This window comes from Sorangium sp. So ce887 (assembly GCF_051521455.1).
GTDB lineage: Bacteria > Myxococcota_A > Polyangia > Polyangiales > Polyangiaceae > Sorangium.
This window is the reverse complement of sequence record NZ_CP150354.1, coordinates 5,100,556-5,123,507: the sequence shown is the minus strand read 5'-3', so window position 1 is coordinate 5,123,507 and position 22,952 is coordinate 5,100,556. Positions and strand designations below refer to the sequence as shown.

The window sequence follows — 22,952 nt, the reverse complement described above, 5'->3', positions numbered from 1 at the left end:
GGAGGATCCACCGGAAATGGCGGTGGAGCTGGCTCTCGTCGTAGAGGCCGATGGCCCCCTCCTCTCGCCGCTCATCCCCACGAGATCGACCAGGTGCACCGCAGCGCCCCGCGGTGCCTGCATGTCGTGTGCTCGACCGCGATGCGCCGGCTGCCCGAGAGCGCGAGGCCTGCCTCGACCCAGCCCGAGATGGCCTGACTGCACATGTAGAGCGGCAGGCCGCCGCCCGCGAGCGTCGCCGTCCCCGAGACCTCGCTGACGACCCGCACGCTGAAATCGCCGTATTTGAAGTAAGTCCTGTACACGAGGCCAAAGCGCTTGAAGAGCATCGACGGCGAGCCCCCCTGCGCCATCGTCTTGTAGATCGTCGTCAGATCGTTCCGGGCGACGTCCGCGCCGAAATGGCGCATCTTCTCCATCCTGCCGGCAAAGAGCCCGTGCAGGAGCGCGCAGTCGATCTCGATGAGCGGCGCCAGCTCGTTCCAGGTCGAAGGGATCGGCGGTTCGCCGAGGTAGCGGGCCGCCTGCGGCGAGAGCCGACGGCTCAGATCCGCCACGAACCGCTCGCCGTAGCTCTGCCGCAGCGCCTGGGCGCGCGAGCCGATCAGGGTGCCTTTCACGAGATTGCCCTCGCCGAGGATCCGAGGATCGCCGAGGAAGGGGGCGAATTCTGGCGCCAGCATACTACGGAGCGCTCCCATCTTCTCGTAGTATAGCGACAGATCCGCTCCGATGTGCGACGGATTCGCGTCGCGCGCCGTCTTTCCGGGTGACGCGCGGCGTGCACGCTTGTACCCGGCATGACGCGTGCTGTTCGGCGTTGATCGACGCTGGCCGGCGCGGCGGTTCGCGCCGAGCAACACCGAGGAGCGCATGCGACCGATTCACCACATCCTCACCGCCGCGGTGCTCTCTTTGTGCCTTGTCGGCGGCGCGGCGCGCGCCGACGCGGCGCCCGTCGCCGGTCACCCGCGACTCTGGCTCACGAAAGACCACCTCCCCAGGCTGCGCGGCTGGGCGGCCGACAGCCGCAACCGCATGTACAAGGAGGCCCTGCTGCCCGCGCTCCAGGGCGCGATCGCATGTTACGAGGGCCGCTTCTACCCGAACGGTCGGCCGAACCCGGCGTGGCCGGACGGCGGCACCAACGCCTACGTGCAGTATCCGACCGAAGCGTATGCGGAGTTCTTCGCCTTCATGTCGCTCATCGATCCGGACGTCGCGGCCCGTCCGGTGCACGCCGTCAGGGCGCGCAACCTGCTGATGTACGCCATCGAGGAGGCGAGCAAGGGGCGAGCCGCCGGCAAGCCCTTCCGCGCCCCGGGGTTCGCGACCGGCGACCGCTCGCGCTGGTGGGGTGAAGGGTTCCCGCTGACGGTGGACTGGATCTACGGCGCGACCGACGCGGGCGGCCGCCCCCTGCTCACCGCCGGGGACAAGGCCAAGATACGGCAGGTCTTCCTCAGGTGGGCTGACGACAACCTCCACGCCGCCACGGCGGGCAACGAGCACCCCCACCCGGTCGGCGTCATGAACGATCCGGCGCTGCTCCGCGATCCGCTCCAGCTCCGGTGGGCGGCGAACAACTTCTATCTCGGCCACCTGCGCCAGGTCACGCTGATGTCGCTCGCGATGGACGAGGCGGACGACCGCCCGCTCGATCCGAACGCCCCGCCCGAGGCGCTCGGCAACACGCTGCGCAGCTACCGCGCCGACGCGACCGGCGCCTGGCTCTACCAGGCCTTCGCCGTCTTCGAGGCCCCCGAGATCGCGGCCAAGCACCTCGGGGTCTCGTCCGACGGCCTCGGCGTGGCCAGCGGCGGCCTGCCCGTGGAGGGCTTTCTCTACGGCGGGGGCCTCGCGAGCCTCCACCAGGCGCTCCTCGGGCTCCACACGGCCGGTTACGGCACCCGCGCCCTCTCAGGCCCTCCGATCGGCCTGCTGGGCAGCGGGTACTGGGACCGGTTCACGGACGGGTTCCTGCACTCGATCGCGCCGGGCCCGGTCACGTACCCGTCGATGCCCGACCTCGGGCCGGTCTACGAGGCGGCGAACTACGGCGACACGTTGCGGCTCTGGGTCGAGCCGCGCTTCGCCGAGGTGTTCGGCTCGCTGGGCGTCTACGACCACCTCACGGGCAACACCGCGCGCTTGAAGAAGGCGCGCTGGATCGTGGCCAACGCGATCGAGGGCGGCGCGCCAGCCCTCTATGCGCGCACGTCCAAGGTCTGGGGCTCGCCGGCCCCGAGCCGGGCCATCCTGAGCTTCATGCTCTTCGATCCGGCCGCGCCCCTCCCGGCGGATCCTCGGCCCGCGATGCCCACCGCCTTCTTCGAGCGGGCGCCGGGCCGCGGCGCCGTCCTCGCGCGCTCGGACTGGACGAAGAGCGCGACGTGGTTCACCTGGCGGTGCGGCTGGGTCACCATCAACCACCAGCTCGGCGACTGCAATCAGATCGAGCTCTACCGGAAGGGAGAGTGGCTGACCAAGGAGCACACGAGTTACTCGAACAACCTCATCGGGACCACGGTCGACTACCACAACACCCTCTCCCTGCAGAACGACCAGCCGTCGCGGCTGCGCTGGTTCGAGAAGGAGCTCGCCCCGCGAGGCGGCCAGTGGCGCGAGGGGCGCGCCGCCGGCGATCCGACCGCGCGCATGAGCCGGGGCGCAGGCTACGTGTTCGCCGAGGGGATCGCGACGGATCTGTACAACACCCGCCCGAACGCCTGGACCCCATCGGACGCCGCCCTCGACATCGTCCACGCGAGCCGGTCGGTCGTCTGGTTGGAGCCCGATCACGTGGTCGTCTACGACCGCGCGGCGTCGCGCACCGCCGGCCGGTTCAAGCGGTTCAACCTGATGACGACCGCGGCGCCGCAGCTCTCGGGCCGGACGGCCAGCGCCGTGACGCCGAAGGGGCAGACGCTGTTCGTCCAGAGCCTCCTGCCGCTGAGCGCCCGCATGACGGCCGTGCCGGTCGAGGATGTCGACGACGCGGCGCAGATGGAGCCGACGACCCACCGCCTCGTCGTGGAGGACCCGGCCGGCCCCGCGGACGTCCGCTTCCTCCACGTGCTGCAAGGCGCGGACGCGGGCGCGAGGATGGACGCGGCCGCGCGGATCGAGGGCGCCCAGGGCTCCGGCTTCGAGGGCGCCCTGGTGGCGGGCAGGGCCGTCCTCTTCCGCTCCGACCTGCAAGCGACCCCGGGGCCCGTGTCCTATCAGGTGCCCGGCACGACGCGCAGGCACGTGATCACCGGCCTTCAGCCGAAGGCCGGCTACGACGTGGCCGTCGTCCCGCGGGGGGCGGAGCTCGTGGTCCGCGTCACGCCGGGCAGGGCCTACACGACCGACGACGCGGGCGTGCTGACGTTCGGCGCGCCGTGACGCGCGGCCCGCGCAGGGCGGTGCGGCGGGGCCCGGCGCGGCGCTGCCTTCAGGGCTTCGCGGAGAAGACCCTGTCGAGCTCCTCTTTCCCGAACACCGGCGCCCAGGGCAGGAGCTCGTACTGCGCCAGCCCGTGCTTCGTGAAAGGATCGCCGTCCCGGATCTGATCCAGCGTCGCCCCGACCGCCTCGTCCGGCACCCGGAGCAGGACCACCCCGCCAGAACGCGGATCGAGCGGCCCTGACGCGAGCAGCAGCCCCTGCTCCATCAGCCTCTTCAGATAAGCGCGGTGGTCGTCGACGACCTTCAGCACCTCGTCGAGCGGTCGCCGGTAACGGATGATCGCAATCGCGTACATGATGTCTCGATTCCTCGGGCCGCAATCTACCAGAGCGCAGCGTTCGGCCGAGCCTGTTCCTGCCAGGCCGCCGTCCGGAGGAGATCGCGCGGCCGCGTAGGGCGCGAACGCGCGCCAGCGGGCTCGCCGCGACGGGCAGCGAGAAAAACCATCGCATCACCGGAATGTGTCGCCATCGCGATCTCCAGGCTTGACTTGGCGGCCCGTCATGCGGAAGCGCGGCGGCGTGGCGGATCCCGCGCGGTCGCACGCCCCCCTTTCCCTTCGCTCTCGCGTCTGGCAGTGTGCGCGCCCTCCGCTGGAGACATCTGTATGGCGCGACCCCCGAAAGCAGCACCTGCTCCCATTCTCCCTTCCTCGCCTGCCGCCGCGCTCGCGGCGTACGGCCGTGTTGAGCCGAAGCTCCTCGAGCTCGGCCCCGACGACCTCGTGACCGTCTACGTCGAGGTCCCCAGGGCCGTGAGCTCCGTGCTCTCCGCCCTGCCCCACCTGCGCGAGCTCCGCGACGAGATCGTCCGCGATCTCCCGAACCACCCGATCGAGATGCTGGACGAGCTCGAGGACTACGCCCTCGCGGCGTGGTACTCCGACCTGCTCTACAGCACGCCGGCGAGCGAGCTCGACGCGAAGAAGCTCACCGACGATGCCGGCGCCGTGCGCGAGGGGCTCCTCGTCGCGGCCGAGGCGCTCGCGTACAGGAACCTGCTCGACAAGCAGCGCATCGCCGACATTCGCAAGGGCAAGGGCCACACGGATCTCGCGAGCGATCTCATCGCCCTGGTCGAGCTGTTCCGCAGCTCCTGGGACAAGGTCCGCGCGAAGACGGCGGTCGAGGACGAGGAGCTCGAGCGCGCCGCGGATCTCGGCGTGCGCCTCCTCGCCGCGCTCGCCGCGAAGCCCGGCAAGGGCTCGTCGGCGGCGCCGAAGATCACCGACGCGAGCGATCGCCGCGCGCGATCGATCTCGCTGGTCGCCAAGGCCTACGAGGAGTGCCGCCGCGCCGTCGCCTACCTGCGCTGGCACGAGGGCGGCGACGGCGACCTGGCCCCGTCGCTCCTGCAGAAGCCGCGCGGCCGCCGGCCGAACGCCGAGAAGGCCGCCGCGGCCGCGAGCGGCGCGTCCTCCGAGGCGTCGGCGAAGGCAGCCGCCGACGAGGCGGCCGCCGCGGAAGGCGACGCGCTCTCGTCCACCGAGCCGGCGAACGACGCCGCGCCGATCGCCAGCGCCTGAGCGCCAGCGCCTCGCGAGCGCGACGAAGAAGGGCGCGGGGGCCCTCAAGCCTCCGCGCCGCTCCGCGCCCGCTCCCCTCCGGCGCTCTCTCCGCGATCTCGACCCGCCCGCCCGCGATCCGAGGGCTACCGGCTGCGGCTCGACTCCTCGATGAGCTCGACCTTGTAGCCGTCCGGATCCTCGACGAACGCGATCACCGTCTTGCCGTGCTTCATCGGGCCCGGCTCGCGCGTGATCTTCCCGCCCGCCGCGCGGATGCGGTCGCAGGCCGCGCGGATGTCGTCCACCCCGAGCGCGATGTGCCCGTACGCCGTGCCGAGCTCGTATTTCTCCACGCCCCAGTTGTGCGTGAGCTCGAGCTCCGCGTGCTCCGGGTTCTTCCCGTAGCCGAGGAAGCACAGCGTGAACTTGCCCTCCGGGTAGTCCTGCCGCGACAGGAGCTGCATCCCGAGCACGTCCCTGTAGAAGCCGATCGAGCGCTCGAGATCGCCGACCCGCAGCATCGTGTGCAAGATCCTCATGCCGACTCCTGCTCCCTCTCTTCCGGTGTCCGCGCGTCCACGCCGGCGCGGCGCTCAGCCGTACCGCACCGAGATGATCTCCATCTCCGTCTCGCCCGCCGGGCGGCGCACGGTGATCACGTCGCCCGCGCGCTTGCCGAGGAGCGATCGACCGACCGGCGAGCGCCAGCTGATGCGCCCGACCGCGCTGTCGATCTCGTCCTCGCCCACGATCTGGTAGGTGTGGCGCGCGCCGTCCTCGTCCTCGATCTCGACCTTCGCGCCGAAGAAGACCTTGTCGCCGCGCTGCTCCGCCGGGTCGACCACCACGGCCTTCTCCAGCCGCTTGGTCAGGAAGTGCATCCGCCGGTCGATCTCGCGCAGCTTCTTCTTGCCGTAGATGTACTCGGCGTTCTCGGACCGGTCGCCCTGCGCCGCCGCTTCGGCGACCTCCTGGACGATGCGCGGCCGCTCCACGGAGCGGAGCCGCGCGAGCTCCTCGGACAGCTTCCTCGCCCCGCCGGGCGTGATGTAAGCCGGGTCGGACATGGTTCGATCGCGACGGAGCCTACGCCGCGCCGCCCGCCAGATCCACCACCGTTGCGCCCGGTGCGGAGTCCCCAAAAACACCCCCGTCGGAGCCCCTGATCACCTTTGATTTCCACAAGATGGCCTCCCTGTCACGGACGGTTGTTGACGCGGCGCGGCGGCATGCTAGGCGAATGAAGAACTGTGCCGCAGCTGCGCGGAAGACCGGGAAGGGAACCGGCTGCCAGCGCCCCTCGCCGCGGCAACGAGGAGGTCTCCCATGTCGAATGCCCAAACCCACCAGAACCGCTACAAGGCTGACCTCCGCGAGATCCGCTTCCTCCTGTTCGAGCAATTCCGCCTGGACGAGCTGCTCGGCAGCGCGCCGTACGACGCGTGGGGGCGCGACGAGGTCTCGATGGTCGTCGACGAGGCGTACAAGTTCGCGTGCGATGTCTTTGGCCCGCTGAACGCGGTCGGCGATCGGGTCGGCTGTCGCATCGAGGCGGGGCAGGTCAAGACCCCGCCGGGGTTCAAGGGGGCGTGGGACAAGCTGTACGAGGCCGGGTGGAAGTCGGTCTCCGTCTCGCCCGCCTACGACGGCCAGGGCGGCCCGTTCACGCTCTACACGGTGGTCGAGGAGTTCCTCTGCGGCGCGAACGCGGCGCTCAACATGTACCCCGGGCTGACGTACGGCGCGGCGGAGTTGATCGAGCACTTCGGGACGCCGCGGCAGCGCGACATCTACCTGAAGCGGATGTACGGCGGGCAGTGGAGCGGGACGATGTGCCTGACCGAGCCCCAGGCGGGCTCGGACGTCGGCTCGTCGCGGACGACCGCGGTGAAGCAGAAGGACGGCAAGTACCTCATCCGCGGCACGAAGATCTTCATCTCCGGCGGCGACCAGGATCTCACCGAGAACGTCGTGCACCTCGTGCTCGCCCGCGCCGAGGGCGCTCCGCCGGGCACGAAGGGGCTCAGCCTGTTCGTCGTGCCGAAGCTCCGGGTGGACGACGACGGCGCGCTCGGCGAGCCGAACGACGTCCTCGTCGGCAACATCGAGCACAAGATGGGCATCAACGGGTCGTCGACGTGCGTGCTCAACTTCGGCGAGAACGACGCCTGCCTCGGGGAGCTCGTCGGCACCGTCGAGCACCAGGGCATGCCGCAGATGTTCCGGATGATGAACGGCGCGCGCATCTCGGTCGGCCTGCAGGGCGTGTCGGTCGCGTCGTCGGCGTACCTGAACGCGCTCGAGTACGCGAAGGACCGCAAGCAGGGCTCGTCGATCCTCCAGTGGAAGGACGCGACCGCGCCGCGCGTGCCGATCGTCGAGCACCCGGACGTGCGGCGGATGCTGCTCGACATGAAGAGCCGCGTGGAGGGCATCCGCGCGCTCATCATCAAGCTCGCGCGCCACCAGGACGCGGTCGCCGTCTACCAGGGCAAGGACGACCGCGCGGCCGCGTACAACCAGGGCCAGGTCGACCTGCTCGTGCCGCTCGTGAAGTCCTACTCGTCCGATCAGGCGTTCCGCATCTGCGAGACGGCGATCCAGACCTTCGGCGGCGCCGGGTACACGAAGGACTACCCGGTCGAGCAGTACTGCCGCGACGCGAAGGTCTTCTCGATCTACGAGGGCACGAACCACATCCAGGCGATGGACCTCGTCGGGCGCAAGCTCGGCCAGGCCGGCGGGGTCAACCTGCAGGCCTTCCTGAACGACGTGGCCGAGTTCGTGAAGGCGAACGACAAGCACCCCGTCCTCGCCGCGAGCGTCAAGGAGCTGCGCGAGGCGCACGAGGCCGTCGCCGGCTCCGCGATGCGGCTGCTCTCGTGGTTCCAGATGGGCAAGATGCCGATGGTGCCGCTCTCGGCGAACCGCTTCCTCGAGATGATGAGCGAGCTCGCGATCGGCTGGCTCCTGCTCGACGGCGCGGTCATCGCGCTCAAGGCGCTGGAAGCCCTGCCGCCGGGCGACGCCGGCGCGAAGGACCGCGCCTTCTACGAGGGCAAGAAGCACGCGGCCCTCTACTTCGCGGCCAACGTGCTGCCGCACGCGAAGTTCTCCGCCGAGCTCCTCGGCCGCGAGGACTCGTCCGCCCTCGACATCCCTGTCGACGCGTTCGCGACCGTCTGATCTCCCTCCTCCCGGTCGAGGCGCTCGCGGCCGTCTGACCTCTCCCCCTCCGCGCTGACCTCGCCTCCTCCCGCGCCGACCCCGCCTCCGGGCGGGGTCTCGGCCGCGCGGGGCGGGCTCACTCCGGGACCGTGAGCCGCTCCGCCAGGTTCCGGACGGGCACCGGCATCGTCGGGTCGCGCGACACGGCCATGATGTCGGCGCGGAGCGCGCGCACCTCCGTCAACCGGAGCCACGAGAGCGCGAGCCGCGTCATGCTCGGCAGCCCCCTCGCGAGCACCGTACGGACGACGTCGGCGGCGGGGAACGAGAAGGCCACCTCCTCGGGAGGCAAGCCCGCGGCCTTCGCTGCCGCCTCGATGCTCGCGTCGAAGTCGTCCCGCTTCGACTCCAGCACCTCGAAGAAGGCGCGCCCGCGGTCGGGCGCCAGGGCCTGAGCCGCCCCGCCGCCCTCGGGCGCGAAGACCCAGGTCGCCGAGGTGTCGAGCCCCACCCGCGCGCCCGACTCGAGCGTGACGAGCGGCAGGAAACGACCGCCTTCGAGCGGCTCCCCGCCGCCGGCCTCGAGCAGCTCGCGCACGAGGTCCTTCAGGTTCGCGCTCATGGGCCGATGTTCGCACGGAAACCCCGGCGGTGGGCAATTCGGCAGACCCCGACACGCCCCCTTCCGGACGCGCGGCCGCGCTTGCCGCCCCCGACGCGCGCGGCGGTGACAATTCGCGGCGACTGCGGCCGTGACGAGGAACGACAAGGAAAGACGAGGAGAGCGCGCCGCGCGGACGCGCCATGTCGCTTTGCTTGGAAAACACGTCGGGTTGGCCGGAATAAGAATAGTATGGGGATTCAATTCAAAGTTGATGCACTGGTACTGCTTGGGTTCATTTCGGCTGCCGCGGCGACGAGCAGCGGTTGCGTATTGGGGGGCGACACCGTGGAGATGCCGGTCGACGAACGCCCGTCGGAAGACGCCTGCGTCCCGAGCAAGAACAAGAAAAAGGTCGCTTCGTCGTGCGGGCTGTGGGTCTCGAGCACGGGGAACGACGGCAACGCGGGGACCTCGGGGGCGCCCCTGCGGACGATCTCGAAGGCGCTCCAGCTCGTCTGGCACCAGGGAAAGCGCGTCTATGTCTGCGCCCAAGAGTTCGACGAGCCGCTGCTCGTGCCCGGGGGACACAGGATCTTCGGTGGGCTCGATTGCCGCGACGACTGGCGCTGGATAGGCGACAAGAAGAAGACCACGCTTACCGCTCCCGAGGGCGAGACGCCGCTCAAGTTCCACGGCGGCAGCGGCGTGGCGGTGATCGAGGACATCCACGTCATCGCGCGCTCGATCCTGCCGACCCACACCGGGCTGGCCGGCCGCTCGTCGATCGCCGCGAACACCTCGGGGATCGCGGTCGACTTCAACCGGTGCATCCTCGAGGCGGGCGACGCGGCGCCGGGCGCCTCGGGAGACGCGCTCGTGAACGACCCTGCCGAGGCGGGGGCGTCCGGCACCTTCGGCAACGCCGCGTGCACGTCTGCGACGGTCGCCGGCGCGGTCCCGGTGAGCAACACCTGCGGTACGCCCGACGACCGTGCGGACGACTCGCGCAGCGGCACCGGGGGGACGGGTCGGGTCGCGTCGGGCGCCGACGGGGGCGATGGGGTCCCGACCGGCGCGGCGAACGGCGGAACGGGCGAGACAAGCTCCAGGACCTGCACGCCAGGCGAGGTGGGCGCGGATGGCGCCGCCGGGCTTCCGGGCGCGGGGGCGACCGGCTTCGGCTCGCTCTTCCTGGACGGGTACACCGGCCCGCTCGCCGGCAACGGGTTGCCGGGGTTGCCGGGCCAGGGCGGCGGCGGAGGCGGCGGCGGAAAGGGCGGCACGGGCACGCTGATGTGTCCTTTCGCGAGCTCGGCGGGCGGCGCCGGCGGGGGCTCCGGCGGCGCAGGCGGCTGCGGCGGGCTCGGCGGCAACGGCGGAGGCGCCGGCGGGGCGAGCATCGCCCTGTTCGCGGGGAGCGCCTCGGTCGAGCTCACCGACGTGGTGCTGAAGACCGGCCGCGGCGGCGACGGCGGAGACGGGGGCAAGGGCCAGGACGGCGGTCAGGGCGGCCAGGGCGGGCCAGGCGGCATCCTGGGCAAGGCCACCGCGCTGAACTTCGCCTGCGTCGGCGGCCCGGGCGGTCAGGGCGGTCAGGGGGGCCGCGGCGGCGGCGGGCTCGGCGGCCACTCGATCGCCATCGCCTATGCGGTCAGTAAGCCTCTCCTCAAGAACACGACCATCGAGATCGGCGAGGTCGGGACCGGAGGGCTCGGGGCCGCGACGGCGTACAACGGGGCGGACGGCGTGGCGGCCGAGATCTACGATATCGAGCAGGAACTCGGGCAGTAACGGATAGGGCCTAATCCGGCGGCGGCGGCGGCGAGGGCCAGCTCCGATCCTCCTGCATGCAGCGGAGCTGCGTCACGCGCCGTCCCTCCGCGGTGCTCACCGCGATCTCCCGGACGGGCGCGTCGCGCCGCGCGCGCCGGCTCAGCTTCTCGACCACCAGAAACCCCTCCCGCTCGCCCGCGAGGCGGAGGAACTCGTCGAACAGCGCGACGTGCCCGCCGCGCGCCCCGTCCTCGGCCGTCGCGATGCGCCGCTGCGTGGCGACGCCGATCGCCAGCGCGTCGCCGCGGGCGCGCACGACCATCGCCGGATCAAGCCCGCGCTGGCTCTCGTCAGAGACCGTCCAGACCTCGGCGACCCCCGCCTCGGCGAGGCGCCGCTTCATGTAGGAGAAGGCGGACTCGAGCGTGTTGTTCCGGTACGGGACCGCCCTCGACTCCATCGGATCGACGTGGTTCCGCCAGAACGCGATCAGCGCGTGCGCCCAGCGCCTGCCGTCGAGCCGGCGGTCCTGGAACGGCCAGTCCCCGGCCGTCGCCTCCGCGCAGGCACGGAGCAGCGCCTGCTCGTCGATCCCGCGCGTCGCCAGGCAGCGCGCGCAGTGCATGTACCCCGTGCCCCGCTCGAGGAGCGCGCCGCACATCGAGCAGATGTCGTTGCCGTAGCCAGGGCCCATGTACCGGAGCCAGCCGGCGCTGAGCTGCTGGTGAGCCGCGCGGCGCTCCTCGTTCCACGCGATCTCCCGCAGCCCGTCCTGAAGGGCCCTCGTGGCCGCGCGCCGCTCGTCATCTCGCTGCGTCATCCGCTGTCCTCCAGCGTGAGCCCTGTCCGCGCCGGCCCGGCAGTGTAACGCCTGGGCCTCCACCGCGCTTCGCGAGGCGACACGAACCGCCCGCACGCGATCTCCTCGCGACGGCGTCAGGCGCGTCGCCGGGCACACACAACGCCACGTTGTTGACATTGACTTTCATTTGCCGTTGCGCTATGCGTCGACAAGATGTCGCGATTTGCCTCAGTTCTCGTGCTTCCGCTGCTCTTCAACAACGCCGGTTGCGGCGGAGAGCCTGCGCCCAGCGACCCGCTGGCGGGCGTCCAGCTGATCGGCGATGACCTCAGCGACATCCCTTTGCACGGCGCCTCGGCGGAGCAGGTAGACCGGTTCAAGGAGGGCGACGCGCTCTTCGACTTCGTGTTTCGGGAGCGCGACGGGCTCGGGCCGCTCTACATCCGCACCTCGTGCGCGGGGTGCCACGAGGGGGCCGCGCGCGGCCCGGGCGCCGTCCAGAAGATGGCCCTCGTCGACGACGACGGCGTGACGCCGGCGGTGGATCAGGCGGGGCTCCCCTACGGGCACACGATGCGGCCCTACGCGGTCGGCGGGGCGACGACGCTCTCGCGACCCGAGATCGAGGGGACGATCAAGCTCTCGCAGCGCCTCGGCCCGCCGGTGTTCGGGCGCGGTTACATGGAGGCGGTCGACGACGCCGAGATCGAGCGGGTCGCGTCCGAGCAGGCCGCGCGGGGCGACGCGATCCGCGGGCGCGTCAACCGCGTGGTGTTCCACTCGAAGAAGAACGCGGACGAGTCGTTCCACACCTTCGCCGAGGGCGACGAGAACCTCATCGGCCGCTTCGGGTTCAAGGCGCGGGTGGCCACGCTCGACGACTTCACGGCCGACGCCTACCAGGGCGACATGGGCATCACCTCGCCGCTCCGCCCGGAGGAGCTGCCGAACCCCGACGGGCTCACGGACGACGCCAAGCCAGGCGAGGACGTGGCCATCGACACGGTGAACGCCGTCGCCGACTACATGCGCTTGCTGGAGATCCCGAAGCGCGCGCCCGCCGACGAGCACGGTCAGGCGCTGTTCGCCGAGGTCGACTGCGCCGGCTGCCACGTCCCCTCGCTGAGGACGCGCGCCGACTACCCGATCGCGCAGCTCGCCGACATCGACGCCCTCGTCTACACCGATTTCCTCCTGCACGACCTCGGCCCGGACCTCGCCGACGGGCTGGCCGACGAGTCGGCGAGCTCCGCTTCCTGGCGGACGGCGCCGCTCATCGGCATGCGTCACAGCACCTCGTACCTGCACGACGGCCGCGCCATGACCATCGAGCAGGCCATCTTGCTCCACGACGGCCCGGGCTCGGAGGCGGCCGCTTCGGTCGCCGCGTTCCGCGCGCTCTCCCGCGAGGATCGCGAGGCCCTCATCGACTTCGTCCGCTCACTCTGAACGACGTTCGAGGGCGCGCGCTCGCGCCCATTCCACCTCGCGCGCTCGCTCCGGGCGAGCCGCGGCAAGGAGCTCGAAGATCCATGCAACTCCCCGCCTGCCTGCGGTCCGGTCTGGCCATCGCCGCCGCCGCCCTCTCGCTTCCCGCGTGCGGAAGCGACAACAAGACGCTGTACACCGACGCGGATTACGAGCGGCGGGCAGTGGTCGACGTGAAGACATTCATCCAGGACAACCTCGACCAGTTCGCCGCCGCCACGGTCGCGCTCCAGGCGGCCGCGCCCGAGCCGGACGAGGACGGGTGGAGCGCGACGAGCGACAAGGAAGCCGTCGACGCCATGAAGGCCGAGTGGAAGAAGGCGCGGCAGTCCTACGAGCGCGTCGAGGGGGCCATCGCGGTCGTCTTTCCGGATCTCGACACCTCGACGGACGCCCGCTACGACGCTTTCATCGAGGCCAAGGCCGACGACGACCTCTTCGACGGCGAGGGGGTGACCGGCGTGCACGCCGTCGAGCGCATCCTCTGGGCGGACGAGATCCCGCAGCCCGTCCTCGACTTCGAGTCGCCGCTCCTGAACTACAGCCCCGCCGCCTCCCCGGCCACCGAGGCCGAGGCGGCCGCGTTCAAGGACGAGCTCTGCGAGCGGCTCAGGGCCGACGCGGAGAAGATGCAGACCGATTTCGAGGGCCTCGCGCTCGACGCGCCGTCCGCGTACCGCGGGGTCATCAGCTCCATCCTGGAGCAGGTCGAGAAGACGAGCAAAGCGGCGACCGGAGAGGAGGAGTCGCGTTACGCGCAGTACACCCTCGCCGACATGCGCGCGAACGTCGCGGCCGGCGTGGAGACCTACGCCGCCTTCCAGCCGTGGCTGCTCACCAAGGGGGCCGAGGGCGCGGACGTCGACAAGGCGGTGGTCGCCGGCTTCGACCGGCTGTCGAGCGCGTACGACGCGATCGAAGGCGACGCGCTGCCGCCGCTGCCCGAGGGGTGGAGCGACGAGGCGCCGACCGAAGAGCAGCTCGCGACCCCGTTCGGCGTGCTGTTCTCGCTCGTGGAGCGCGAGAGCGACGACGCGATGCCGGGCACGCTCGCGCACGACATGACGCGATCCGCGGATCTCCTCGGGATCGACGAGCTGCCCTGAAGGCAATCACGCGTCAGGGAGGGCGCGTCAGGGGGGCGCGTCAGCCGGCGGCGTTCCAGCGCACGAGCACGCAGGTCACGTTGTCGGGGCCGCCGTGCAGGTTGGCGCGGTCGACGAGCGAGCGCGCCGTCGCGGCGAGGTCGTCGCCCTGCGCGAGCACCTCGACGATCTCCGGCTCGGGGACCGGGCCGGAGAGGCCGTCCGAGCAGATGAGCAGGAGATCGCCGGCCTCGGGCCGCTCGATGCGCGTGGCGACGTCGACGGTCTTTCCCATCCCGAGCGCGCGCGTCACGACGTTGCGGGCGAGCAGGGGATCCACGTCGTCGGGCAGCTCCTCGCCGCTGCGCAGGTGCTCGTTCCAGAGCGAGTGGTCCTCGGTGAGCCGCTCGAGCCGGTGCTGGCGGTAACGGTAGACCCGGCTGTCGCCGACGTGCGCGATGCACGCCGAGGTCGCGTCGGCGTAGACGCCCGCGAACGTCGTCCCCATCCCGTAGAAGCGCGGATCGCGCTGCCCGACGTCGAAGATCTGCTCGTTGGCGCGCCAGATGGACGAGACCAGGCGGAACTCGAGGGGCGCCGTCAGCTCGTCGTACCCCGTGGGCTGCGTGATCTCGCCCTCGCCGTCCTTGCAGCACGACTGCACGATGTCGACCGCCATCCGCGACGCGATCTCGCCGCCGGCGGCGCCGCCGATGCCGTCGGCGACGACGAAGAGGCCGAGATCCAGATCGACGGCGAAGCTGTCCTCGTTGTGCTCGCGCTGGCGGCCAACGTGGCTGTCACCGGCGGCTTCGATGCGGAGCGTGGAGTTCACGGAGCTTCCTCGTCGGTGACACGCGTGTCGACTCCGGGCAGCATCCAGCGGCCGGACGCCTTGCGCAAGTCAGGAAGGGGCTCAATTCGAGCGGAGAGCGCCGGGCCGCTCGGGCTGGCGTGGCCAGGCTACGTGCGCAGCGCGGCGGTCGCGGGCGACCGGAGCGGCGGGTGGGCGCCCTGCGGCCCGCGGAGCGGCTCGGCAGGGGGCGGGACGCTCGCCGTGCGGACCTCGAAGCGGCCGTTCTTCCAGGTCACGAGCCCGCCCGAGAGGCGCGCGGAGCTGCCCGAGCCCGGCTCGGACCTCAGCCAGACCAGGGGGCGCGCGGCGAAGACCGGCTTGGTGCAGGCGATGTCCTCGAAGGCGGCGGACCACGAGCCGGAGTTGCCGAAGAACAGCCCGCCCTCCCAGGTGCCCTCGGGCGTGTGCGTGTGGCCGAAGATGACCGCCCTGGCGCGGTGAGCGCGGGCGACCTGGCGCGCGGCGCGGCTGACCCGCTGCCAGGTCGCGTCGAGCGGGAGCTTCGGAACGAGGCGCTCGTAGACGACGAGCCCCGCCGGCGCGACGAGCGCCGCCGGCGTGAGCCAGCCCGGCACGAGCAGCAGCCACACGAGGGCGACCGCGACCGCGAGCAGCCCCAGGGCGGCCCGGTCGAGCCAGAGCTCGCGCGCGACGAGCCCCAGCCGGTCCTCGGCCGGCCGCGCGAACAGGCGGGCGTGGCGGGCGACGGCGCGGAGCGGGGCGCCCGTCTCCTGCGCGGCGGCCGCAAGGCACTCGCGCAGGCGGGCCCGCCGCTCCGGCTCGCGCCGGCGCACGAGCTCGACGACGGTGCGGAGCGCGCCGAGCGCCCAGGCCCCCGCGAGCGTGCGGCGCGAGAACATGTAGTAGCGCGCCCAGTGCGCGAGGTAGCCGAACGCGGACAGCATGAACGAGGAGTCCACGTGCGGGTTGAAGTAGCCCATCCGTGAGACGAGCAACCGGCACACGAGCGAGCCCATGGTCGGCTGGATCTCGCCCGGCTTCCGTCCGAACGGGACCATCGGGTAGCGGTAGCTGCAGTAGGCGTCGTACTGGTTGCCGTGCTCCACGATGATGCCGTCCGGCGTCTTGTGGAACCAGGCGCGGAACACGACGCGAGCGCCCAGCGCGGCGCGCGAGATCGAGCCGGGGTGCGAGGCGTCGGCCAGCGCGGCGAGCGCCGCCTCGACCACGCGGGCCCGGACCAGGTCGCGCACCTCGGGCAACGTGAGCTGGACGTCGTGGTTGCCCGAGATGAACACGACGGTGTGTCCATCCGCGACGACGCGGCCCAGCGCCTCGATGAACACCGGGTGATCCGCGAGGATCGCCGCCATCGCCGGGACCGCGTGCTCGGCGCTGCGCGGGAGGTCGTGAAAGACGCTCTGCTGGTCGATCACGCGCGGCGCGTCGAAGTCGAACACATCGCCGTTGAGCACCAGCGTGAGCTCATGCCGCCCGGCGTCGCGCGCCGTGCCTTGCTTCATCTCGTCCCGAAGCGCGTCCAGCATCGCCGCGACTTCGCTGTCGGGGGAATACGGAGCCTGACGGTAACGCATCCACAGACCGTCACCCGGCTCGAGCTCACAAAGATGGATATCTGAGATTGCCACCGTATGGAGCATCTCGTCAAGGTGACACACGCGCCTGTCCACGGCCTGTCAGGGAATGGTCACGACTGGGTGTCAGGCGTCGCGTAGGGCGCGGAGGGCGCGTGCGGACGCGGCGCTGCTGCATCGTCCTAGGCTCCTGGCTAGGCTGCGAGGGCTTGATCCTCGGGCGCCCCTCGGGTGGCGGCTGTCGGGGAGTGTGGCGTCTTGGGCGCTGTGTCGTCCGCGGCCGTCGTTATGACGACGACGCCTGCTCGCTACGGCTGTCCCTTGCGCTTGATGATCATGAACTGCACGCGGCGGTTCTTCTGGCGCCCTGTCTTGACGCGGTTGTCCCCGAGCGGCTGCTCGAAGCCGTAGCCCCTGGCGACGAGCTTCTCCCGCGGCACCCCGGCGGCGACGAGCCACGAGAGGACGGCCTCCGCGCGCTGCTGGGACAAGCGCAGGTTGTACCCCTCGGTCCCGCTGTCGTCCGTGTGGCCTTGCACCTCGACGAGCTCGATATCCGGGTTCTGCTGGATGGCGTCGCGCACCTCGACCAGGATCTCGTCGGAGACAGGATCGACCGTCTGGGTGCGCGTCTTGCCGTAGACGACGAACTGCACCGGCCTCGACGTCGTGATCTCGTCGGCGCTCACGCGGACGAACTTCGGGCAGCCGTTCTGCCGTGGATCGGGATCGGAGTGCCCCCGCTCGTTCGGGCAGGCGTCCGCGGCGCCGCGGACGCCGTCGCCGTCCGGATCGTCCGGGCAGCCGTTCTGCTTCGGGTTCTTGCTCGCTGGCCCCTTGAGCTTCGGGCAGGCGTCCGAGGCGTCGGCGATGCCGTCGCCGTCCGCGTCGCCCGGGCAGCCCACCTTCTTCGGGTCGTCGCTCGGGCCGCCGCGCACGCTGGGGCAAGCGTCGATGCCGTCGTGGAAGCCGTCGTCGTCCGAGTCGTCCGGGCAGCCGTTCTCCGTGGGCTCGGCGCTGCGAGCGCCCGGGGTGGACGGGCACGCGTCGTCGATGTCGAGCACGGCGTCGCCGTCGCGATCCGCCGGAGGGCAGCCGTCCTTCGCGGGGTCGGGCGACGGGTCGCCCTTGACGTCCGGGCAGGCGTCGATGTGGTCGTCGATGCCGTCGTCGTCCTTGTCGCCCGCGACGGCGGAGGCCTGCGCGCGCTCCGGGGCCGGCGCCGGGAGCGGCGCCCAGCCCACCATGCCGACGGCGCGGACGGGCGGCGTGCCGATCGCGTTCGTGAGGCCGGGGCCGACCGCGGCGCCGAACGTGAGGCCGCCGAGGACGCGCAGCTTGGCGCCGAGGAGCAGCTCGGCGTTGACGCTCGCGTCCTCGCGCTGCACCGGCGTGCTCGAGAGCAGGAGCTCGTCGCCGAGCGGCGCAGCGGCGTACACCTCGGCGCCGAGCTGGAGGAGGTCGCCGCCGAACAGGAGCGCCGCGGCGCCGCCGAAGGTGGCCTGCTGCGGCTGGTTCGGGCCGCCCCCGAAGTCGACGCCGCCGCTCGCGTTCCACAGGAAGCCGAGCGAGGAGCGCGCCGTCCCGAGGCGCCCGCCGAGGCTCGCGTGGAAGGCACCGCGGGCTTCCGCGTCGCCGGTGTACTGCGCCGGCGATCCCGTGGGTACGAAGAGATAGCCGCCGAGCCCGAGCTGGAACGGGCCCGCGTCCCTGCCGAGCAGACGGACCCGCGCGCCGAAGCGGAGGTCGCCCAGCTCGGGCGCCGCGAGCTCGGTGAACTCGACGCCGGGGATGCCCGGATCGTCACCACCCTGGGAGACGGCGAGCGGCGCGTCGACCGAGAGCAGCAGGCGATCCCACAGCGCGAGCGAGGCATCGAGGCGGAGGAACGCCTGCGAAGAGACGAGGTCGATGGGGGTGTCGCCGCCGCTGTGGATGGGGCGGTAGGCGTAATCGAGCATCGCGTGGACGCGCGGTTCGAGGTGGCCGGGAGCGGCCGGAGAGGGCACGCCGAAGAAGACGTCTCCGGCGGGCGCCGGCTCGAACCGGTCGAGGGAGAAGCCGCCGGTGGATTGACCGCGCGAGGCGCTGGCGAGCGTCACGAGGACGGCCGCGGACGCTGCCGCTGCGACGGAGGAAGACCTCATCGGCTGGCCACGATAGCTGGGGGGTGAGGCGGGGGGCAACATCCGGACTCCATGACGGGGGGCCCGGGTGCTGGGACGGGTAGCAACGGCGGTTGTTCTGACCGGACCGGGGCTGCGCGGCTTCCGCCAAGACAAGGGAGGAGAGGGCTCCCCCGGGGGCGTAGCACCATGGGTGCTATATTATCCAGATCTACAAACGTCACGGCAGCTCGGATCTCATCCAAAACATGGCAGTGGCGAGCAATTCAGGCGCCTGGTTGAAGGCGTGAGCTCGACAACGACGATGACGCGCCGCCGTGGCGCGCTATGGGCAGGCGGAAAAGTCGGTATTCGGCTCAACGCTGCGTATGACATCCGCCGCGACGGCGGGTATATCCTCCATCCACACGCGATCGTTGGGAACTGCATCACAGACACCGTTGTCATTCACATCTACGTACCATCGCATGGTGTATGGCCTGCCTCCAAGCACGTGCCCCGTGATGGTGAATGTTCCGTCGTCCGCGATCGCCACCGATTCATCCAACGCCGCCGTGGTCTCGTCCGCGCTGCTCAGGGTCACGTACACCGTCTTGCTCGCGTACGTGACGCCAGTGTAGTTGATACCGTTCAGGGTGAAGGCGAACATCGGATCCATCATGCCGCCGGAGCCGCCGGTCCCCTCCCCTCCAGCGCCGCCCGTCCCTGTGCCGCCGGCGCCACCCGTCCCTGTGCCGCCGGCGCCGCCCGTCCCTGTGCCGCCGGCGCCGCCCGTCCCTGTGCCGCCGGCACCGCCCGTCCCCCCGCTGCTCGAGCTGCTCGTGCTGCCCTCACCTGTGGTGGTCGTCGTCGTCGAGTCGTAGGTGGTGCCGCTCGATGTGTCGCCGTCGCCGCAGCCCACACCCGTGCCGGCGCTTCCGAACACGCCCAACGCCATCCACACAGCGATCCACCGAGATGCGTGCATCAGGGTCCTCCTTGAAATTTTGTGAATAAACTTACATCACCGGACCGCTGCGTCGAGGAGACGCTGTCGCGATCGCGGAACATCGATTTCCTGTGATCCAGCCGCTGCGGTGTGCAGTCACGCCGCCCGCCGTGGGGACTGCCGCCGATGCCGCCGAAGCGTGGCGAGGACGATCAGCAGCACCCCCCACGCCTCCCGGGGCATCGGGGCATGGCCCATGCGGCAGTCGCAGCCACCCTCGAAATCCGGGGCCTCCCCACCACCGCTGGTCGTCGTGGTGGTCGCGGCTTCACCACCGGTGCCGCCCACGCCACCTGCGCCGCCCGCGCCACCCATACCGCCGCCGCCGCCACCGGTCGTCTCCGGCATTTCGCAGGCGTCACCCACGCCATCCTCATCGGCGTCGTCCTGTTCGGGGTTCGCGACGCTCGGGCAATTGTCGGAATCGGTGACCACCCCGTCGCCGTCGGGATCGCAGATGTCGCCGATGCCGTCGCCGTTTCGGTCCTCCTGGCCGGCGTTCGCGAGGAGCGGGCAGTTGTCGCAGACGTCGCCGTCGCGGTCACCGTCGACGTCTTCCTGGCCGGCATTCACGATCTGCGGGCAGTTGTCGACCGCGTCCGGTATCGTGTCGCCGTCGGTGTCATCGTCGCAGGCATCGCCGATGCCGTCTTCGTCGAGGTCGGCCTGCGGCTCGCCCACCTCGGGCGGCGGATTCGCGTCGAAGTCGCAGTTGTCGTCCTCGTTGACGACCCCGTCGCCGTCCGGATCGGCGTCCGGATCGCACGTGTCCCCGGTGCCATCGCCGTCGGCGTCTTGCTGCCCGGCGTTCGGCAGCAGTGGGCAGTTGTCGTCGACGTCGAGCACGCCGTCGTTGTCCGAGTCGCCGTCGCATACGTCGCCCTTGCCGTCGCCGTCGGTGTCGGTCTGCCGATCGCCCGGACCCGGCGGCGGGTTGCTCAGGAGCCGGCAGTTGTCCGGGCCATCGAGCACGCCATCGTTGTCCGAGTCGGTATCCCGGTAGTCCGGAATCCCATCACCATCCGTGTCGACCGCCGGCGTATTCAGCAGGGCATCTCCGGCCTCGTCGGCATCGAGCACCTCGTCGCTGTCGCTGTCCGGATCCACCGCGTCGATGGCCACATCGTCGTCGGCGCTGTTGGCCGGATCGGCAGGATCGTCGGGGTTCGCCACCTCCTCGATGTCCCCGATGGTGTCGCCGTCGGAGTCTATGCTGGTCGGGTCGGTCTGGAGCGCCGCCTCCTGGGCATCTGTGAGGCCGTCGTTGTCGTCGTCGTCGTCGCAAACATCCCCGTCGCCGTCGCGATCGGTATCGAGCTGGTTGGTGTTGACGTCGTAGGGGCAGTTGTCGCCGTCCGCGTCGAGGACGCGGTCGTTGTCGTCGTCGTCGTCGCAGGCGTCACCGAGCCCATCTTCAGGCCCGTTCTTCGGGTTGTTCTCCTGGTCTGGGTTCGGCGTGGTGACGCAATTGTCGGAGCCGTCCGGTACCCCGTCGGCGTCGTCGTCGTTGTCGCAGGCGTCGCCCAGCGCGTCGCCGCCGGCGAACTCCCGATCTGTGTTGGTCTGGCTCGCGTTCGGATTGAACGGGCAGTTATCGTCTTCGTCGAGCACGCCGTCAGCGTCGTCGTCGTCATCGCAGAGGTCGCCGAGCCCGTCGCCGGCCGGGAGGTTCAGGTCGGTGTTCGCCTGGGCAGCGTTCGGCGCGAAGACGCAATTGTCGTTGACATCCGGCACGCCGTCGGCGTCGTCGTCGTCGTCGCAGACATCGCCGAAGCCGTCGCCGGCCGGGAGGTTCAGGTCGGTGTTCGTCTGGCCCGAGTTCGGTGTGAGCGGGCAGTTGTCGCCGCCGTCGAGCACGCCGTCGGCGTCGTCGTCGGCGTCGCAGGCGTCGCCGAGCCGGTCTCCGCCCGGAAAACTAGAATCCGTGTTCCACTGGCTCGTGTTCGCAGCGAGGGGACAGTTGTCGTCGTCGTCGAGCACGCCGTCGGCGTCGTCGTCGTCATCGCAGGCGTCTCCCAGCTCATCGCCGGTCGAATAACTGCCGTCCGTGTTCGTCTGGTCCACGTTCCGAGCCGCCGGGCAGTTGTCGCATGCGTCGCCTCTCGTGTCGGTGTCGGCATCGATCTGGCTCGCGTTTGCGACAGAAATGCAATTGTCGCAGGCGTCGCCGATGCCATCGCCGTCGGCATCGAGCTGGCCCGCGTTGGCGATGTTGGGGCAGTTGTCGCAGTCGTTTCCGAGCCCATCGCCGTCGCCGTCGATCTGGCTCACGTTGGCGATATCAGGGCAGTTGTCGCAGGCGTTGCCGACGGCGTCATCGTCACCGTCCGCCTGATTCACATTGACGAGGGATGGACAGTTGTCGCAGACGTCGCCGAGCGTGTCCCCGTCGGCATCATTCTGGTTCAAGCTCGGGGTGCCGGGGCAGCTGTCACAGGCGTTGCCGAAGGCATCGCTGTCGTTGTTCTGCTGGCCCACGTTCCCGATCGCGCGACAGTTGTCGCAGGCGTCGCCCACACTGTCGTTGTCAATGTCTGCCTGGCTGGTGTTGGACGTGTCAGCGCAGTTGTCGCAGGCGTCGCCGATCTCGTCATTGTCGCGGTCAATCTGGTCGGAGTTCGGCCTCCCGGGGCAGTTATCGCAGGCGTTCCCCACGCCATCGCCGTCGCTGTCGGCAAAAGAAGGGTCGGCGTGAGATGGGCAGTTGTCGCAGGCGTCGCCGAAGTCATCGTCGTCGACGTTGCTCTGATTTGTATTCGGGGCGTCTCTGCAGTTGTCGCACCTGTCTCCGACGCCATCATTGTCGCTGTCCCGCTGATCGTTGTTGCTCGACCTTGGGCAGTTGTCGCAGGCATCGCCGTACTCGTCGCTATCGGAGCTGCGCTGATCGGCATTCGGAACGTTGATGCAGTTGTCAGCGAAGTCGTTGTGACCGTCGCCGTCGTTGTCGAGCTCGCAGATGTTCCCCGCCCCGTCGCCGTCGCTGTCGAGCTGATCCTCGTTGCTGGACGAGTCGCAGTTGTCGCAGACGTTCGGCACGCCGTCGCCGTCGCCATCGAAGTCTGGGTCCGCTCCCATGGGGGTGGCTATCGTCGGACAGCCGTCATCCGCGTCCGGAATGCCATCCTCGTCGTCGTCGAGGTCCGCGTCATCCGGGGAGCCGTCGTCGTCGTCGTCGTCGTCGCAGGCGTCTCCAGAGCCATCGCCGTCGCCGTCGTACTGGCTCGGATTGCTGATCTGAGGGCAGTTGTCGATCCCGTTCGCGACCTGGTCGTTGTCGGTGTCCCACACCGTCGCGCGCGCCGGCAGCGGGGCGAGCACCACGAGCGCCAGCAGGCCCGCGAGCAGCGGCAAGATGCCGCGCCGTGCGGCGGCGGCGTGCGCGTGGTGTCGGGGCTTCCAAGGCGAGGCGGGGAAGATCATCGCGGCTCCTCCAGCAGACGGGTCGCGCCGTATACGACAGCGCCCCGATCAGCTTATCCAGTTTTGCTCCCCTCCTGGGGGGTTTTCCTCCTCCGCGCGCTCGAGCGGCGGGGAGCGACCGCC

Annotated in this window: 17 protein-coding genes; 6 read left to right on the top strand and 11 right to left on the bottom strand. The window is 70.6% G+C overall.

Features of this window, described 5'->3' with window-relative positions; genetic code table 11:
• Nucleotides 1–71 precede the first annotated feature (71 nt).
• Complete coding sequence (locus WMF36_RS19030) at nt 72–875, bottom strand: hypothetical protein (protein WP_437581035.1); 804 nt, start codon at nt 873–875, stop codon at nt 72–74.
• Between WMF36_RS19030 and WMF36_RS19025 the strand changes: the two genes are divergently transcribed.
• Complete coding sequence (locus WMF36_RS19025) at nt 874–3,390, top strand: hypothetical protein (RefSeq protein ID WP_437581034.1); 2,517 nt, start codon at nt 874–876, stop codon at nt 3,388–3,390. The two genes, WMF36_RS19030 and WMF36_RS19025, sit on opposite strands and share 2 nt — an antisense overlap.
• A 49-nt stretch (nt 3,391–3,439) precedes the next feature.
• Here the strand turns inward: WMF36_RS19025 and WMF36_RS19020 are convergent, their stop codons facing one another.
• Complete coding sequence (locus WMF36_RS19020) at nt 3,440–3,748, bottom strand: YciI family protein (RefSeq protein WP_437492719.1); 309 nt, start codon at nt 3,746–3,748, stop codon at nt 3,440–3,442.
• Between the two features lie 312 nt (nt 3,749–4,060).
• Between WMF36_RS19020 and WMF36_RS19015 the strand changes: the two genes are divergently transcribed.
• Complete coding sequence (locus WMF36_RS19015) at nt 4,061–4,978, top strand: hypothetical protein (RefSeq protein WP_437581033.1); 918 nt, start codon at nt 4,061–4,063, stop codon at nt 4,976–4,978.
• A gap of 125 nt (nt 4,979–5,103) precedes the next feature.
• Here the strand turns inward: WMF36_RS19015 and gloA are convergent, their stop codons facing one another.
• On the bottom strand, nt 5,104–5,499 hold the full coding sequence (gene gloA, locus WMF36_RS19010; protein WP_437492715.1) for a lactoylglutathione lyase: 396 nt from the start codon (nt 5,497–5,499) through the stop codon (nt 5,104–5,106).
• A gap of 54 nt (nt 5,500–5,553) precedes the next feature.
• The gene (gene greB / locus WMF36_RS19005; protein ID WP_437492713.1) at nt 5,554–6,027 is read right to left on the bottom strand and encodes a transcription elongation factor GreB; all 474 of its coding nucleotides are present in this window, start codon (nt 6,025–6,027) and stop codon (nt 5,554–5,556) included.
• 259 nt (nt 6,028–6,286) lie between these two features.
• Here greB and WMF36_RS19000 point away from each other — a divergent pair, with 259 nt between their 5' ends.
• On the top strand, nt 6,287–8,146 hold the full coding sequence (locus WMF36_RS19000; RefSeq protein ID WP_437581032.1) for an acyl-CoA dehydrogenase: 1,860 nt from the start codon (nt 6,287–6,289) through the stop codon (nt 8,144–8,146).
• 118 nt (nt 8,147–8,264) lie between these two features.
• On the opposite strand, the gene WMF36_RS18995 is transcribed toward WMF36_RS19000, so the two are convergent.
• A complete protein-coding gene (locus tag WMF36_RS18995; RefSeq protein ID WP_437581031.1) occupies nt 8,265–8,750 on the bottom strand; it encodes a hypothetical protein in 486 nt (161 codons plus the stop codon).
• Nucleotides 8,751–9,083: 333 nt separating this feature from the next.
• Here WMF36_RS18995 and WMF36_RS18990 point away from each other — a divergent pair, with 333 nt between their 5' ends.
• Nucleotides 9,084–10,523 (top strand): PGRS family protein, encoded by a 1,440-nt coding sequence (locus WMF36_RS18990; RefSeq protein ID WP_437581030.1) that lies wholly within the window; start codon nt 9,084–9,086, stop codon nt 10,521–10,523.
• A gap of 10 nt (nt 10,524–10,533) precedes the next feature.
• On the opposite strand, the gene WMF36_RS18985 is transcribed toward WMF36_RS18990, so the two are convergent.
• Nucleotides 10,534–11,325 (bottom strand): hypothetical protein, encoded by a 792-nt coding sequence (locus WMF36_RS18985; RefSeq protein ID WP_437581029.1) that lies wholly within the window; start codon nt 11,323–11,325, stop codon nt 10,534–10,536.
• Nucleotides 11,326–11,520: 195 nt separating this feature from the next.
• Between WMF36_RS18985 and WMF36_RS18980 the strand changes: the two genes are divergently transcribed.
• Nucleotides 11,521–12,756, top strand: a complete 1,236-nt coding sequence (locus WMF36_RS18980; protein ID WP_437581028.1) for a di-heme oxidoredictase family protein — start codon at nt 11,521–11,523, stop codon at nt 12,754–12,756.
• Between the two features lie 83 nt (nt 12,757–12,839).
• The gene (locus WMF36_RS18975) at nt 12,840–13,901 is read left to right on the top strand and encodes an EfeM/EfeO family lipoprotein (RefSeq protein ID WP_437581027.1); all 1,062 of its coding nucleotides are present in this window, start codon (nt 12,840–12,842) and stop codon (nt 13,899–13,901) included.
• A gap of 40 nt (nt 13,902–13,941) precedes the next feature.
• On the opposite strand, the gene WMF36_RS18970 is transcribed toward WMF36_RS18975, so the two are convergent.
• From WMF36_RS18970 to WMF36_RS18950, 5 genes are all read right to left on the bottom strand, one after another.
• A complete protein-coding gene (locus tag WMF36_RS18970) occupies nt 13,942–14,715 on the bottom strand; it encodes a PP2C family protein-serine/threonine phosphatase (RefSeq protein ID WP_437581026.1) in 774 nt (257 codons plus the stop codon).
• Nucleotides 14,716–14,843: 128 nt separating this feature from the next.
• On the bottom strand, nt 14,844–16,244 hold the full coding sequence (locus tag WMF36_RS18965) for a hypothetical protein (RefSeq protein ID WP_437581025.1): 1,401 nt from the start codon (nt 16,242–16,244) through the stop codon (nt 14,844–14,846).
• Between the two features lie 356 nt (nt 16,245–16,600).
• Nucleotides 16,601–18,439: an OmpA family protein gene (locus WMF36_RS18960; RefSeq protein ID WP_437581024.1), complete on the bottom strand. Its 1,839-nt coding sequence runs from the start codon at nt 18,437–18,439 to the stop codon at nt 16,601–16,603.
• A 304-nt stretch (nt 18,440–18,743) separates the two neighbouring features.
• Nucleotides 18,744–19,385: a hypothetical protein gene (locus WMF36_RS18955; RefSeq protein WP_437581023.1), complete on the bottom strand. Its 642-nt coding sequence runs from the start codon at nt 19,383–19,385 to the stop codon at nt 18,744–18,746.
• A 117-nt stretch (nt 19,386–19,502) separates the two neighbouring features.
• Nucleotides 19,503–22,829, bottom strand: coding sequence for a thrombospondin type 3 repeat-containing protein (locus WMF36_RS18950; protein WP_437581022.1), 3,327 nt, complete (start codon nt 22,827–22,829; stop codon nt 19,503–19,505).
• Nucleotides 22,830–22,952: the final 123 nt, after the last annotated feature.